Here is a 13233-nt window from a genome sequence, read left to right as displayed (position 1 = left end):
TGCTTAAGCGTATCGCTATTTCTATGATGAAAGGATAAATCCTATGAGTGAAATAGGGGTAAGCCTAGGCGTAAATTTAATCGATGCAAGAATACCAGAAACTGGTCTAACCTTTTAATGGAAATAGTCATATTGGCGTTAAGTTTGTGGAAAATCATTCATCGACTGATTGAGTATAGAGTTAAAAATGACAAAGAAATCAAGTACAGGATTCAAACGTATCATCAAAGCTGCAGGCTTTTCATGGCAGGGCATCACGAGTTCGTTTAAAAACGAAGCTGCATTTCGACAAGAAGTGTTGCTGGCAGCTGTACTCATCCCACTGGCGTTTTACCTAGACGTAAGCCAGGTTGAGCGAATCTTGATGATCTCTGCCATCGTATTGGTGATGGTTGTCGAGCTAATAAATACTGCGATTGAAGCGGTCGTTGATCGGATTGGCAGTGAACATCATGAGCTATCTGGAATGGCAAAAGATGTCGGTTCGGCAGCGGTTTTTATCTGTTTAATGTTAGCGGGTTACGTCTGGCTAGAGATATTGTTTTTGTAATTCGCTAAAAATGAACTAAAAACAACCAATTGCTTTGCTTTTGTTCAGTTACTGGATATACTCACAGTCAACTGTATAAAAAGACAGGTGAATCATGAAGCCGTTAACGCCCCGCCAGCAACAAGTCTTTGACCTTATCAAAAGTAAGATCGAAGATTCCGGAATGCCACCGACGCGTGCAGAAATTGCACGTGAATTAGGCTTCCGTTCTGCTAATGCAGCAGAAGAACATTTGAAAGCTCTTGCTCGTAAAGAAGCGATTGAGATTATCCCGGGTGCGTCTCGCGGTATTCGTATTTTGCTTGAAGATGCAGCAAACGAAGAACAAGGTTTACCACTCATCGGTCAGGTTGCCGCTGGTGAGCCTATTTTGGCTCAAGAACATGTAGAAATGCATTACCAAGTTGATCCTGGCATGTTTAAACCACAAGCTGACTTCTTACTTCGTGTAAATGGCGAAAGTATGAAAGACATCGGTATTATGGATGGTGATTTATTAGCTGTTCATAAAACACAAGATGTACGCGATGGTCAGGTTGTTGTGGCTCGTGTCGATGATGATGTAACGGTTAAACGCCTAGAACGTAAAGGTGCAACGGTTCTGTTACATGCTGAAAATGAAGAGTTTTCTCCAATCCATGTCGATCTAGAATCTCAACACTTGTCTATTGAAGGACTTGCGGTTGGTATTATTCGCAACACCGACTGGATGTAGTCAGTACAAACAGCTTATTGATATTTATTCTCAATAACTTGTTATTGTAATTGATATTCATTATCATCTTCTTTGTCGAGATACAAGGAAGATGATGATGCCAAATCCAACCAAACCTCAAATGAAGCCGCTTACTCGTAAGCCGCGCTCCTCTGTTCAAAAGGCTTCTTTTGATCAAGGGTTTGCACATCAAGAATTTCAAGTTCCGACGAATCTCGTTCAACATCTTTGGTTTCGCAGCCGCGAAAGTCTTGCCGATGATGGTTTGGTTTATGATCCTATCGGAGCGCAAGCCTGTAAGCGTTGCCAATTGGCACCAGAATGTCTTACCGGTGAACTCGACCAACAACAACTTCTCTACGCAACCCTGACTCAGCTTTGTGACTCTCAAGTTCAACAATTTCTGTCTCACAACCCAGATGCTTGGGTCATCAATGTTGGGGCTGGGCTCGACACCCGTTTCTACCGTTTAGATAATGGCCGCTGTCATTGGGTAGAATTGGATGTCACGGAAAATCTAGTTTGGCGGCAACGCTTGTTCCACAAAAATGAACGATATCGCTTGGAGTGTGGTTCTGTCGATGACCTAACTTGGTTGGATGAACTTAATATTCCAGAACAAGCCTCGGTGATGGTGGTGTGTGAACATGCTCTGCTCGATTGCAATGAACAGCAGACGGCGAACTTCATTCAGTCTTTGAGCCGCTACTTTACTCATGCACATGCGTGTTTAGTGTTAGCTGGAGATAAAAGCTCAAGTACGTTGGGACAAAAGCTTGGTTCAGGAAAGTATGCTCATGGGTTGTCTTCACCAATAGACAGCGTTCTTAATTGGCTGCCATGGGCACAATGGGTAAAAGCGTTTTCTCCCCTAGACCAACAATGCAATCGTTGGAAATTGTGGCAGCGATTATTGTGTAAGATCTCTCAGGTCAAAAAACGTTTAACTCCACAATTAGTCCTCGTTAAATGGTAATACTAACAACTCAGCCTTAAAATCGAGGAATACACGCCTCGGTATAAGTAAAAGATAAGTAAAGCCTCGCAACATAGTGAAAGTACACCCACTAGGTTAAACTATCGCCTCTAATCGAAGAGGTGATCGTGAAGCTATTTAATCCCCAAACTATTTTTCAAACGCTATCCAATCAGGCGATGCACAAAAAAGTGTTGTTGCTCGCGATCCCGATGGTTCTCTCTAATATTACTGTTCCACTGCTGGGCTTAGTCGATGCGGCGGTTATCGGTCACCTCGAGCACTCTTGGTATTTAGGTGGTGTGGCGCTGGGCGGCACAATGATCAGCGTGACCTTTTGGTTGCTTGGTTTCCTGCGTATGTCGACAACAGGGCTAGCTGCACAATCTTATGGTGCGAATGATGGCAAACAGCTTGGTTTGGTGTTCGTGCAAGGTGTAACCATGGCCTTGGGGTTTGCTGGTGTCTTTTTGCTTTTACACAGTCTAGTCGCCGATTTAGTTTTCTCATTGAGTAGCGCCAGTGATCAAGTTAAGCACTATGGTCAGCAATATTTTTCAATCCGCGCCTGGAGTGCGCCTGCCGCGCTTACTAACTTTGTGATTCTAGGTTGGCTGCTCGGGACTCAAAATGCCAAAGCGCCCATGTGGATGGTGATCATCACCAATATCACCAATATCGTTTTGGATATTGTTTTTGTTATCGGTTTAGGGTGGCAAGTGGAAGGTGCTGCATTGGCATCTGTAATGGCTGATTATGCCGGTCTAACATTTGGCCTGATTTGTGTTTACCGAATCTGGGTGAAGAAACAGTTACCATCACCATGGAATCTGCTTAAGAAAACCAGCCAAGGTTTAAGTCGCTTCGTAAAACTGAATCGAGATATTTTCCTGCGTTCTCTGTGTCTGCAAGCCACGTTTACTTTCATGACTTTCCAAGGCGCAAGCTTTGGCGATGATGTTGTTGCGGCCAATGCCGTGTTGATGAGTTTCTTGATGATCATCTCTTATGGGATGGATGGCTTTGCCTATGCAATGGAAGCCATGGTGGGTAAAGCGATTGGCGCGAAAGATAAAGATGAGTTAAACCAGTCATTGATTGGTACCTTTTTCTGGAGCTTCAATATTTGTTTGGTACTGACCATAGCCTTCGCAATCGCTGGCTCGAGCTTAATCAATATGATTACTACAATCCCAGACGTGAAGAGCCAAGCCGAGGTGTATTTACCGTGGTTAATAGCAATGCCATTGGTGTCTATGTGGTGCTTTTTACTGGATGGGATTTTTGTTGGGGCCACTAAAGGTAAGGATATGCGCAATAGTATGTTTGTTGCGACCTGCAGTTTCTTCGCGATTTTCTACTTAGCATCAGGTTTAGAGAACCATGCACTGTGGCTAGCGATGCTGAGCTTTATGGCAATGCGCGGAATTGGTCTTGGTGTGTTGTTTGTTTCTCAGTGGAAGAAGGGTGAGTTTCTCGCTTAGCTCTGAGGGCTCTTTTTGTGGAGAATAAATGAAGCTGTACAGGTAAAGGGATATTTAGAACATCATGATCTAATTACGATCAATACCTTACTATTCAATATCTTAAATAAAAACAGCAAGCGCATGGCTTGCTGTTTATGTATTTGGCCTATGGGTGGTCAAATACTCCTATTGGTTCTTTATCTAGAATAAACGGTTGAGCCCGTTGAGTGCTGCAACACGATAAGCTTCCGCCATCGTTGGATAGTTAAAGGTCGTATTCACAAAGTACTCGATGGTATTGGCTTCACCTTTCTGTTCCATAATCGCTTGTCCGATATGGATGATTTCAGCGGCACGCTCACCAAACACGTGGATGCCTAAAATCTCTTTGGTTTCGCGATGGAACAGAATCTTCAAGCTACCAATGTCTTTACCCGCAATTTGAGCGCGAGCTAAGTGTTTGAATGAAGAGCGTCCCACTTCGTACGGCACTTTTGCAGCGGTTAACTCTTGCTCGGTTTTACCCACAGAGCTGATCTCAGGGATGGTGTAGATCCCTGTTGGGATGTCTTCAATCAGGTGGTGTTCTGCTTCACCTTTGACGATCGCTTGTGCGACAAATCGACCTTGGTCGTAAGCAGCACTCGCTAAGCTGGGGTAACCAATCACATCACCTACCGCGTAAACATGGTCAACGCTGGTTTGGTAATTGGTGTTTATGGATACTTGTCCACGAGAATCGGCTTCTAAGCCAACCGCACTAAGGTTCAGTTTATCGGTATTACCTGTTCGACCGTTGGCATACAGTAGGCAATCCGCACGCATTTTCTTGCCAGACTCTAGGTGAATGATAACGCCATCGTCCGTACCTTCAATTTTCTCAAAGGTTTCATCGTTACGAATCACAACACCGCTGTTCCAGAAGTGGTAAGAAAGCGCATCAGACGTTTCATTGTCTAGGAATGAGAGTAGGCGGTCACGAGTATTGATGAGATCGGTTTTTACACCTAAACCGCGGAAGATTGAGGCGTATTCACAGCCAATAACACCAGCGCCATAAATAATGATGTGTTGCGGGTCGTGCTTAAGAGAAAGAATCGAGTCGCTGTCATAGATACGTTCATGCAAGAAATCAACATTATCTGGCTGATAAGGTCGCGAACCCGTTGCGATTACAAACTTGTCAGCACTGTAATGTTCTTCTGTCCCATCGCTTTGCATGACAGAGATAGTGTTGGTATCGATAAAACGTGCAGAACCAAACACCAATGTACATTGGTTGCGATCATAAAAGCCCTGGCGCAGTCGAGTCTGTTTATCGATGACTGATTTAGCATGGCCCAGAATACTGGAGAAGGTAGAGTGGATGCTTTTGTTATTTTGACAAAACAGCGGGTTGCTGTTGAATTCAATAATACGACTTACAGCATGACGCAGTGCTTTGGAAGGAATGGTTCCCCAATGGGTGCAACCACCACCAACGCTGCTCTCTTTCTCAATGATCGCAACATTCAACCCTGCTTTGGTTAATCCCATCGCTGCCCCTTCTCCTCCGGGGCCACTACCAATTACGATTACATCAAAGTGGTTGGAGTGCGGCATAGATATCTTCCTTGTTATATTTAATTAACATTGCTTTAGTGAGATTTTAACTGATTCTGTTCTTGGGTACATGAAAAGGACATCAGAGAGTCGGTGGGATCACGCAGTGTTCTCAAAAAAATAACATTTGGTATGTTGTATGTCTCCAAATCACAGTGTGGAGATTGAAATTTTTTGTTCGAGCGTATTTACTTCGGTACGTGAACAAAGAGGTATGTTGAGTGTCTTATATAACCAGAGTGCCTTATATAAATAAGTGATTCGCGTTATATTGAAGAGAGTATTAGACATGCCTGTTTAGGCTGTAAAAGAAGAATTTGATAAAGTATGAAACCAATGGGCATTCGCGCACAGCAAAAAGAAAAAACTCGTCGTAGCTTAATTGATGCAGCATTTAGCCAACTCAGCGCCGATCGTAGTTTTTCCAACCTAAGCTTGAGAGAAGTTGCTCGTGAGGCTGGAATAGCCCCAACTTCCTTTTATCGTCATTTCAAAGACATGGATGAGCTTGGTTTAACTATGGTTGATGAAGGTGGCTTATTATTACGTCAATTAATGCGTCAAGCTCGTCAGCGTATAGTAAAAGAAGGCAGTGTGATTCGCACATCGGTTGAAACCTTTATGGAATTCATTGAAAGCAGTCCAAATGTATTCAGACTGTTATTACGAGAGCGTTCAGGAACTTCATTTGAGTTTCGTGCTGCAGTAGCTCGTGAAATACAGCACTTCTCTGCTGAGTTAACCGAATATTTGATTACGACTGGCATGACAAGAGATGAAGCTTTTACTCAAGCTGAAGCCTCCGTCATATTGGTTTTTAACTCAGGGGCAGAAGCACTAGATTTAGATCGACGTCAGCGAGATGAATTGGCTGATCGCTTGATCATGCAATTGCGAATGATGGCCAAAGGGGCTTTTTGGTATCGTAAAGAACGTGAACGTAACCGATTAAAAGGCGGGATTGAATAATGTCGAATGAAAATAATACTGTAAACCGTGGTTCTGAAAGAAAAACACTCGTACTAGCTGTTGTTGCCGGTGTGTGTGGTGATGCGCTGTTATCTTGGGTCACAATGAGCGAAGTGGGCTTCTCTATTTTCCCGCTTATTGCTTTAGTGTTGACTGTACAAGCACTTTACCAGGAGTATCTAACTAACCCAGTCTCTGAAGATATTCCATTGGTAGGTTTAGCTTGCTTCTTTGTTGGTGCATTTGGCCACTCGGCTTTTGTCAAAGCACAACATCCTGATGCGGGCTCAAACTTTTTTGCGATTATTGTTGCGATGTTGCTGTTAGCTTGGGTAGGAAAAAAGCTCGGTTTTATCGGTAAAGCGACTTAAGCTGAATAACCTCAGCACTTCGCTTGGTAAATAGTGAAGTAAAGGCTTGGCTTTATCGTCAGGCCTTTTTTGTAGCTGGTGGTTAAGTCTTGCGGCACCGAGTTTGGTTTGTATTTAAGCCCCTCATTCCCGCTTCGACCAACTCTCGGGGGCTTTCGATACGCCTGCGATACGTGATACATCTGAAATTGTTGCCATTGGTACTTCCTAAATACTTATAACCAAGTGAAGTGTGACATAAAGAGTCTTAACCGTAACGGTTAACCGTTTTGAAAAGAACAATGTAGAACTAGAAGCCCACTTGAAAGGAAAGGCTTTATTTGCAATTAGATATCACGATTTAGCCCAGTAGTTTACTTATCCATTGTGATTTTTTTGTACGTAATGTTACCTATACTAGGGGAGTGTGCGTGTTACAAGGAGAAGCTGCATGATAGAGATAAAGGCCATTGACCATATTGTATTGCGGACTTCAAACCGTGAGGCGATGCTCTATTTTTACCAGCAGGTGCTGGGTTGTCTTATTGAAAGGGAATTGCCAGACTTAGGGTTGACGCAATTAAGGGCGGGGGAGTCAATCATTGACTTAGTCGTCGTCGATAGTGAGCTAGGAAAACTTGGCGGCAAGGCGCCGCAACAAGATGGGAGAAACCTCGACCATTTTTGTCTGCAAATAGCGGCTTTTGATGAGCGAGAGTTGATCAATTATCTACACAAACACGATATTAAAGTTAGCGAGTTTGCAGAGCGCTATGGTGCTCAAGGTTTTGGTTATTCTGCCTATATAGAAGATCCAGAAGGCAATGTGGTGGAGCTCAAACCACGGACTTGAAATTGGCGGTATAGCGATATCAAAAAAAAGCGCTCATCACGAGCGCTTAGAGGTTTGAATCATGATTTACGCTTTGCGTTCCAACATCACGCCCGCTTCCATATGGTGGGTGTAAGGGAACTGGTCGAACAGAGCAAAACGAGTAATGTCGTGTGTTTCGCTTAGAATGTCTAGGTTCTCTTTCAATGTCTCAGGGTTACAAGAGATGTACATGATTCGTTCATACCCTTGAACCATCTTACAAGTATCAACATCCATACCTGAACGCGGTGGATCAACAAAGATAGTGTTGCAGTTGTAGCTCTTAAGATCGATGTTCGCCTGTTGCAGACGGCGGAATTCACGCTTACCTTCCATTGCTACGGTAAAATCTTCCGCAGACATACGAATGATCTGAACATTATCAATCTTGTTCGCCGCAATGTTGTACTGAGCAGATTCAACAGATGGCTTCGCTAGTTCAGTTGCTAGTACACGCTCAAAGTTTTGTGCCAGTGCTAATGAGAAGTTACCGTTACCACAGTAAAGTTCTAGCAAGTCACCTTTGCTGTCTTGAGTACAGTCGACAGCCCATTCCAGCATTTTCTCTGCTACTTTACCGTTTGGTTGAGTAAAGCTGTTTTCTACTTGTTGGTAGATGTAGCTGTCACCATTCACGTCTAGCTTTTCAATTACGTAGTCGCGGTCTAGTACGATTTTCATCTTACGCGCACGGCCAATCAGGTTTAGGTTAAAACCTTCATCGTTCAATTGCTGTTTTAGCGCTTTAGCATCTTGAATCCATTGCTCACCCAACTGACGGTGGTAAAGCAGTGACACCAAAATCTCACCGCTTAACGTAGAAAGGAAGTCTACTTGGAATAGCTTGTGGCGTAGAGAGTGGTTGCTCTTCATTGCATCCGTTAATAGAGGCATTAGATCGTTGATAAGACGACTAGCCGCAGGAAACTGGTCTACGCGGTATTTTTCTTTGGTTTCTTGATTGAACATGACGTAATACATATCGTCACCTTCATGCCACACGCGGAATTCAGCACGCATGCGGTAGTGTTGTTCTGGAGATTCATACACTTCCAGCTCAGGCACATCATATTGTGAGAACATTTCAGTAAGACGTTCAGTCTTTTCTGCGAGCTGTTCTTGGTAGCGTTGCGGGTTTACATCTAAATTCGCCATTGTTATGCCTTTTGCTGTCGTGCTTTTAAATCAAGAGCGCAGATTTTATTCAATCACAGGCGCTTGTCCAGTGTTGAGAGCTATTCAATATAAAATCGACCTTGAAAACTATAGCTTATAACTATCTTAGACTAGACAAATGATTCATAGGTTAATACTATCTCCGACAAGCTGGTGCCATTTGGATGTATAGATGGCTGAAGAGGGAATCTGGTGTGAATCCAGAACTGACGCGCAGCGGTAAAAGAGAACGAATATTCATAAGACACTGCAAATAGCTTTTTGTGGGAAGTCGAATATTAGGTAACCATAAGGTTGTGCTCTTGAGTCCGAATACCTGCCAGCGGCTAAGCCACACAATGTGGTTTGGTAGGACTTTACGCGATTTAGGATCACAACATGAACAAATCCCTTTTAGCGGTTGCTGTAGCATCGCTGCTTTCACCTATCTCCCCGTTACACGCCCAAGAAGCCTCTGCCGATGAAACCATGGTGGTTACGGCTAACCGTTTTGAGCAAAGCACTGAAAGTGTTGTTGCTCAAGTTGAGGTTGTGACTCGCCAAGATATCGCCCGTATTCAAGCGAAATCTTTAACGGATGTGTTTAGGCGACTGACAGGTATCCAAGTCTCACAAAATGGAGGTCGAGGCCAACAAGCTTCGATCTTTGTTCGAGGCGCTAACTCTGATCAGGTTCTCGTATTAATTGACGGTATTCGTTTTGCTCGAGCAGCAAAGGGTGGTGTTGATTTTAGCCAGTTACCAATAACATTTGTTGACCGAGTGGAATACGTTCGTGGAGCTCGTGCATCAATGTATGGTTCAGAGGCGATCGGTGGTGTTATTAATATCATTACAGTTGCGAGTTCTGACAACGAAGAAACAGCAGTAAGTGCCGGTCTGGGAAGTTTAGATTATCAAGAGCTTAGCTTTGTTAGTGGTGATAAGATTGGTGAAAACGGTCATTTGAACGTATCCGTTGGCTACGACTCTGATGAGGGTTACAACGTTCACCCATTACCAGGTGTTAACGATGGAGACCGTCATGGGTTTGAATCACGTAACGCGTTAATTGGTTATGTACATAATTTTGATAAGCAATGGAGTAGTTTCGCTAACTTCAGAATGTTTGAAACGATCTCTCAGTACGACGGTTCATTCGGTACTGCTCATTCATATAAAGAAGCTGAAGTTCAAAATTCTACAGTTGCCGCTGGTGTTAAATTTAAAGGTAGTGAACTCAAGTCAGATTTTCTTGTTAATTATCAGAACCAAGACAACTGGAACTACGAGCAATCTCTAGGTAAAAACTCAGCATCGGCAACATCTGATGAACTTGAGCAGTTAAACCTACAGTGGGTAAACTCATACAAACTGGCTTCAGCTCTGACTCTGAGCGGTGGTGTTGATTGGCGAGATGAAGCCTACATTGTAAAACCATCGAATACTGAATATGACAGAACTAACATTGCATACTTCGCAGCATTAAACGCAGATGCAGATAAAGTGTTTGGTGAGTTGAGCTTTCGTGTTGATGATAATGAGCAATTTGGTGCCGAAGCCACTTACAACACAGGGGTAGGCTATCGTTATGCGGAGTGGCTTGTTGTTAAAGCAGCTTATGGTACATCCTTCAAGGCGCCTAACTTGTATCAATTATATAGCTACTACGGTAATGAGCAGCTAGAATCGGAAAAAGCTGACTCGGTAGAGCTGACTTTTAGTGGCCTAGTTAAAGGCGTAGATTGGTCGGTTACTGGATACGATACAAATGTCGAAGACTTGATTGATTATAACTATGCGACGAGTAAGTACTACAACACTGATGGTGAAAGCCAGTTGCGTGGTGTGGAAATGGTCGTAGGGTTTGATACATACTTTATTAATCATCAAGTAAGCGCTAATTTTCAAGACCCTGAAGACCAATCAGGTGAGCAGCTAGTCCGCCGCGCTAAAGAGATCTATAAGTATAATGCGGTAGCTAGTTTTGATGAGGTTGATGTTTCATTAGGTTACCAATACGTAGGTGAGCGAACAGACTTCTCTGAAGATCTTGCAGCATATAGCTTGTTTGATGTTTCAGTTAACTATTATGCGAATGAAAATCTTACTTTAAATGGTCGAGTGGATAACTTAACTGACGAAGAGTACGAGACTGCTGGTGGATACCCATCACCAGAGCGTACATATTACGTGAATGCTACTTACCAATTTTAATTTACATCTAAACCGCCTTCGGGCGGTTTTTTCTTATTGGGTATATCAATGAAAAAGAAAGTCGTCATAAGTTGGTCGTCAGGTAAAGACTCGACATTAACGCTAGAGCGTCTACTTGAAAGCACCGAATATGAAGTTGTCGCTCTCTATACGACGTATGTGGGAGATGAAGTTCCTTTCCAAGTGACTCCGATCGAAGTTGTTGCCATGCAGGCGCAATTAATCGGTTTGCCACTCATCACCATAGAGCTTCCGGAAGTGTTCCCAAGCAATGAGATTTACCAAAGTACGATTGTCTCAGCATTGAAAGGGTCTGGCTTATCAATCGACGCGGTCGCATTTGGAGATATGTTCTGTAATGGTATTGCCGATTATCGAAAAAGCTATATAGAACCAGTTGGTTGGGAGTGTGTATTTCCCCTAATGGGAGAGAGCAGTCAGGCACTTGCGAGTGAAATAATAGACAGAGGAATCGAAACCTTTCTCGTCACGGTTGATAGTGAGTCATTAGATGCTGGCTATTGTGGGCAACAATACACGCCTGAACTAATAGACAGTTTGCCAAGTCACGTTGACCCCTGTGGTGAAGATGGCGAATTCCATACCTTAGTAACGTCAGCGCCATGCTTTAAAGGAAAGCTTAAGATAGAGCTAGAAAATGTAGAGCAGGGTGAGCGCTTTGTGCATCAACGCTACCGAGCTTGCATTATGTAGAGTGATGATTGGCGAAAACTAAGTGAAGGGGTATCATTGCTACGGAACTTATTACAGGTAATGGTTGTGTCGGAAAGCATACAAAAAAACATATTGGTCTTTGATTCTGGAGTTGGCGGTCTGTCTGTATATAAAGAGATAAGCCAGTTACTACCCAATCACAACTATATCTATGTATTCGATAACGAGGCTTACCCATACGGTGAGCTTGATCAACAAGTACTTATTAGCAGAGTTCAAAGTATCGTTACCAGTTTTGTGGCTAGCCACGTGATTGATATTGTGGTGATAGCTTGTAATACAGCAAGTACGATTGTATTACCTACACTTCGTGCTAGTAACCTAATCCCTATTGTTGGGGTTGTTCCGGCAATCAAGCCAGCCTCGTTACTTGCTAATAAAGCGGTTGGCCTTATTGCGACTCCCGCGACGATTACTCGTGAATACACACACGAGCTCATCAACAACTTCTCGAGTAATAAAAGAGTAGAGCTATTGGGTTCTACTCGGCTGGTGGATATGGCCGAAGATAAACTCAGAGGTGAGGGGATTAGCCTTGAAGAGTTACAGCAGATCCTTCAACCGATGATCAATACCATTGATGTGGCCGTATTAGGGTGTACCCATTTCCCACTGATCAAATCAGAGATTCAACAAGTACTAGGTGAAAGTGTAGTGCTGATAGATTCTGGTAAAGCGATAGCTAAACGGGTTCAAGATTTGTTGGGTTTGGAAAGCATTAATAAAGAAGGGGGAGTGCGTGAGGTTTTTTGTAGTGCACTTCCTAAAAAAGAAAGTGCACTAAATAGTATGTTAAAGCAGTTAGGGTTTAGCTCAGTTCAGATTCGTCCGCTTCAGGATGTTTAGGATCATTTGCAACGCGTACTTTTAAAGTTCGTTGCATGTAATCTTTATCGTTAAGTGCAGAGATTGCATGATTCACATCATTACTTGCCATAACAACAAATCCAAAGCCTCTTCTTTTACCAGTACGTTTGTCTTTCATTAAACGTACTGCAAATACTTCACCATGCTCAGAGAATAATTCACGTACATGTGATTCGTTCGCTTTGTATGGAAGGTTACCTACATAAAGTGTTTTGGTTGAAGCTTTAGGTTCTGAATCTGATTTTGAGTCGGTGCTTGAAAAGTTAACAACAAAAGCGGAAGCCAAGACACCAAGGATAAAGGTAATTGCAGGCGATATATCTACCTGAGAGAAAATAATGCCACCTAGAACAGCTAGTGCGACAATTAACAACATCGATTTTTTTGAGTTCATATCGGAATACTACATATTAATAAACGAAATAGACACATCTACTCTTAACAAAATAGATACATGAATCTTACGTTCATGGCTTCCATTTTTCCAATGTATTGCTGTGATACGTCTCAAATGTTTAGTTTTTATTCGAAAAATGCGGATCTGGTGGCTTTTTAGGCGAACAAAACTTTTATTTAAAAAAGCCCTTGTGCTCTATGTCGATCTCTCTATAATGCCGCCTCACCGACACGGAGTGAGACGAAAGTCACACAGTGAAATCGGTAGAGAAAGAAGAGTTTAAAATAACCCTTGACTCTCTAAGTGGCGCAGGTATAGTACGCACCCCTAGCGATTGAGATGTAAATCACAAAACGCTAG

Annotated in this window: 13 protein-coding genes and 1 riboswitch; of the genes, 10 read left to right on the top strand and 3 right to left on the bottom strand. The window is 43.0% G+C overall.

The features are described 5' to 3' along the window. The first annotated feature begins 187 nt into the window (after nucleotides 1-187). From WR49_RS17945 to dinF, 4 genes are all read left to right on the top strand, one after another. Nucleotides 188-550, top strand: a complete 363-nt coding sequence (locus tag WR49_RS17945; protein ID WP_046224922.1) for a diacylglycerol kinase — start codon at nucleotides 188-190, stop codon at nucleotides 548-550. A 94-nt stretch (nucleotides 551-644) separates the two neighbouring features. Then, nucleotides 645-1265 carry a transcriptional repressor LexA gene (gene lexA / locus WR49_RS17940; protein WP_046224921.1) on the top strand — a complete coding sequence of 207 codons (621 nt, stop codon included), beginning with the start codon at nucleotides 645-647 and terminating at the stop codon, nucleotides 1263-1265. 97 nt (nucleotides 1266-1362) lie between these two features. Next, nucleotides 1363-2241: a class I SAM-dependent methyltransferase gene (locus WR49_RS17935; RefSeq protein WP_046224920.1), complete on the top strand. Its 879-nt coding sequence runs from the start codon at nucleotides 1363-1365 to the stop codon at nucleotides 2239-2241. A 128-nt stretch (nucleotides 2242-2369) separates the two neighbouring features. Next, the gene (dinF, locus tag WR49_RS17930) at nucleotides 2370-3725 is read left to right on the top strand and encodes an MATE family efflux transporter DinF (protein WP_197078540.1); all 1356 of its coding nucleotides are present in this window, start codon (nucleotides 2370-2372) and stop codon (nucleotides 3723-3725) included. Between the two features lie 183 nt (nucleotides 3726-3908). Here the strand turns inward: dinF and sthA are convergent, their stop codons facing one another. Continuing rightward, complete coding sequence (gene sthA / locus WR49_RS17925; protein WP_017055508.1) at nucleotides 3909-5309, bottom strand: Si-specific NAD(P)(+) transhydrogenase; 1401 nt, start codon at nucleotides 5307-5309, stop codon at nucleotides 3909-3911. 327 nt (nucleotides 5310-5636) lie between these two features. Here sthA and fabR point away from each other — a divergent pair, with 327 nt between their 5' ends. The 3 genes from fabR (at nucleotide 5637) to WR49_RS17910 (ending at nucleotide 7481) form a co-directional block, all read left to right on the top strand. After that, entirely contained in the window at nucleotides 5637-6278 is a 642-nt protein-coding gene (gene fabR / locus WR49_RS17920; protein ID WP_004736697.1) for an HTH-type transcriptional repressor FabR, read from the top strand. After that, complete coding sequence (locus tag WR49_RS17915) at nucleotides 6278-6649, top strand: YijD family membrane protein (protein WP_017055507.1); 372 nt, start codon at nucleotides 6278-6280, stop codon at nucleotides 6647-6649. Before fabR ends, WR49_RS17915 begins: the two co-directional genes overlap by 1 nt. Before the next feature lie 430 nt (nucleotides 6650-7079). Beyond that, a complete protein-coding gene (locus tag WR49_RS17910) occupies nucleotides 7080-7481 on the top strand; it encodes a VOC family protein (RefSeq protein ID WP_046224918.1) in 402 nt (133 codons plus the stop codon). 66 nt (nucleotides 7482-7547) lie between these two features. Here the strand turns inward: WR49_RS17910 and trmA are convergent, their stop codons facing one another. Beyond that, nucleotides 7548-8657 (bottom strand): tRNA (uridine(54)-C5)-methyltransferase TrmA, encoded by a 1110-nt coding sequence (gene trmA, locus WR49_RS17905; protein WP_017055505.1) that lies wholly within the window; start codon nucleotides 8655-8657, stop codon nucleotides 7548-7550. 155 nt (nucleotides 8658-8812) lie between these two features. Continuing rightward, nucleotides 8813-9016, top strand: a riboswitch (cobalamin riboswitch). Between the two features lie 40 nt (nucleotides 9017-9056). On the opposite strand from trmA, the gene btuB reads away from it, so the two are divergent. Genes btuB through murI form a run of 3 tightly spaced genes read left to right on the top strand, consistent with a single transcriptional unit; the run spans nucleotide 9057 to nucleotide 12455 of the window. Continuing rightward, nucleotides 9057-10874 carry a TonB-dependent vitamin B12 receptor gene (gene btuB / locus WR49_RS17900; RefSeq protein ID WP_046224917.1) on the top strand — a complete coding sequence of 606 codons (1818 nt, stop codon included), beginning with the start codon at nucleotides 9057-9059 and terminating at the stop codon, nucleotides 10872-10874. Between the two features lie 48 nt (nucleotides 10875-10922). Further along, nucleotides 10923-11588 carry an ATPase gene (locus tag WR49_RS17895; protein WP_046224916.1) on the top strand — a complete coding sequence of 222 codons (666 nt, stop codon included), beginning with the start codon at nucleotides 10923-10925 and terminating at the stop codon, nucleotides 11586-11588. Between the two features lie 60 nt (nucleotides 11589-11648). Further along, on the top strand, nucleotides 11649-12455 hold the full coding sequence (gene murI / locus WR49_RS17890; protein ID WP_046224915.1) for a glutamate racemase: 807 nt from the start codon (nucleotides 11649-11651) through the stop codon (nucleotides 12453-12455). On the opposite strand, the gene WR49_RS17885 is transcribed toward murI, so the two are convergent. After that, a complete protein-coding gene (locus WR49_RS17885; RefSeq protein WP_017055501.1) occupies nucleotides 12418-12870 on the bottom strand; it encodes an RNA recognition motif domain-containing protein in 453 nt (150 codons plus the stop codon). The two genes, murI and WR49_RS17885, sit on opposite strands and share 38 nt — an antisense overlap. Between the last annotated feature and the right edge of the window lie 363 nt (nucleotides 12871-13233).

Origin of the sequence: Vibrio sp. ECSMB14106 (assembly GCF_000972265.1) — a bacterium.
GTDB lineage: Bacteria > Pseudomonadota > Gammaproteobacteria > Enterobacterales > Vibrionaceae > Vibrio > Vibrio kanaloae.
This window is presented reverse-complemented; position numbering and strand designations above follow the sequence as displayed.

What these genes read in the sequence shown, in the direction of transcription:
- btuB (WP_046224917.1), top strand. Translation starts at nt 9,057, where the DNA reads ATGAACAAATCCCTTTTAGCGGTTGCTGTAGCATCGCTGCTTTCACCT.
- WR49_RS17885 (WP_017055501.1), bottom strand. Translation starts at nt 12,870, where the DNA reads ATGAACTCAAAAAAATCGATGTTGTTAATTGTCGCACTAGCTGTTCTA.
- sthA (WP_017055508.1), bottom strand. Translation starts at nt 5,309, where the DNA reads ATGCCGCACTCCAACCACTTTGATGTAATCGTAATTGGTAGTGGCCCC.
- WR49_RS17945 (WP_046224922.1), top strand. Translation starts at nt 188, where the DNA reads ATGACAAAGAAATCAAGTACAGGATTCAAACGTATCATCAAAGCTGCA.
- fabR (WP_004736697.1), top strand. Translation starts at nt 5,637, where the DNA reads ATGAAACCAATGGGCATTCGCGCACAGCAAAAAGAAAAAACTCGTCGT.
- WR49_RS17915 (WP_017055507.1), top strand. Translation starts at nt 6,278, where the DNA reads ATGTCGAATGAAAATAATACTGTAAACCGTGGTTCTGAAAGAAAAACA.
- murI (WP_046224915.1), top strand. Translation starts at nt 11,649, where the DNA reads ATGGTTGTGTCGGAAAGCATACAAAAAAACATATTGGTCTTTGATTCT.
- trmA (WP_017055505.1), bottom strand. Translation starts at nt 8,657, where the DNA reads ATGGCGAATTTAGATGTAAACCCGCAACGCTACCAAGAACAGCTCGCA.
- lexA (WP_046224921.1), top strand. Translation starts at nt 645, where the DNA reads ATGAAGCCGTTAACGCCCCGCCAGCAACAAGTCTTTGACCTTATCAAA.
- WR49_RS17935 (WP_046224920.1), top strand. Translation starts at nt 1,363, where the DNA reads ATGCCAAATCCAACCAAACCTCAAATGAAGCCGCTTACTCGTAAGCCG.
- WR49_RS17895 (WP_046224916.1), top strand. Translation starts at nt 10,923, where the DNA reads ATGAAAAAGAAAGTCGTCATAAGTTGGTCGTCAGGTAAAGACTCGACA.
- WR49_RS17910 (WP_046224918.1), top strand. Translation starts at nt 7,080, where the DNA reads ATGATAGAGATAAAGGCCATTGACCATATTGTATTGCGGACTTCAAAC.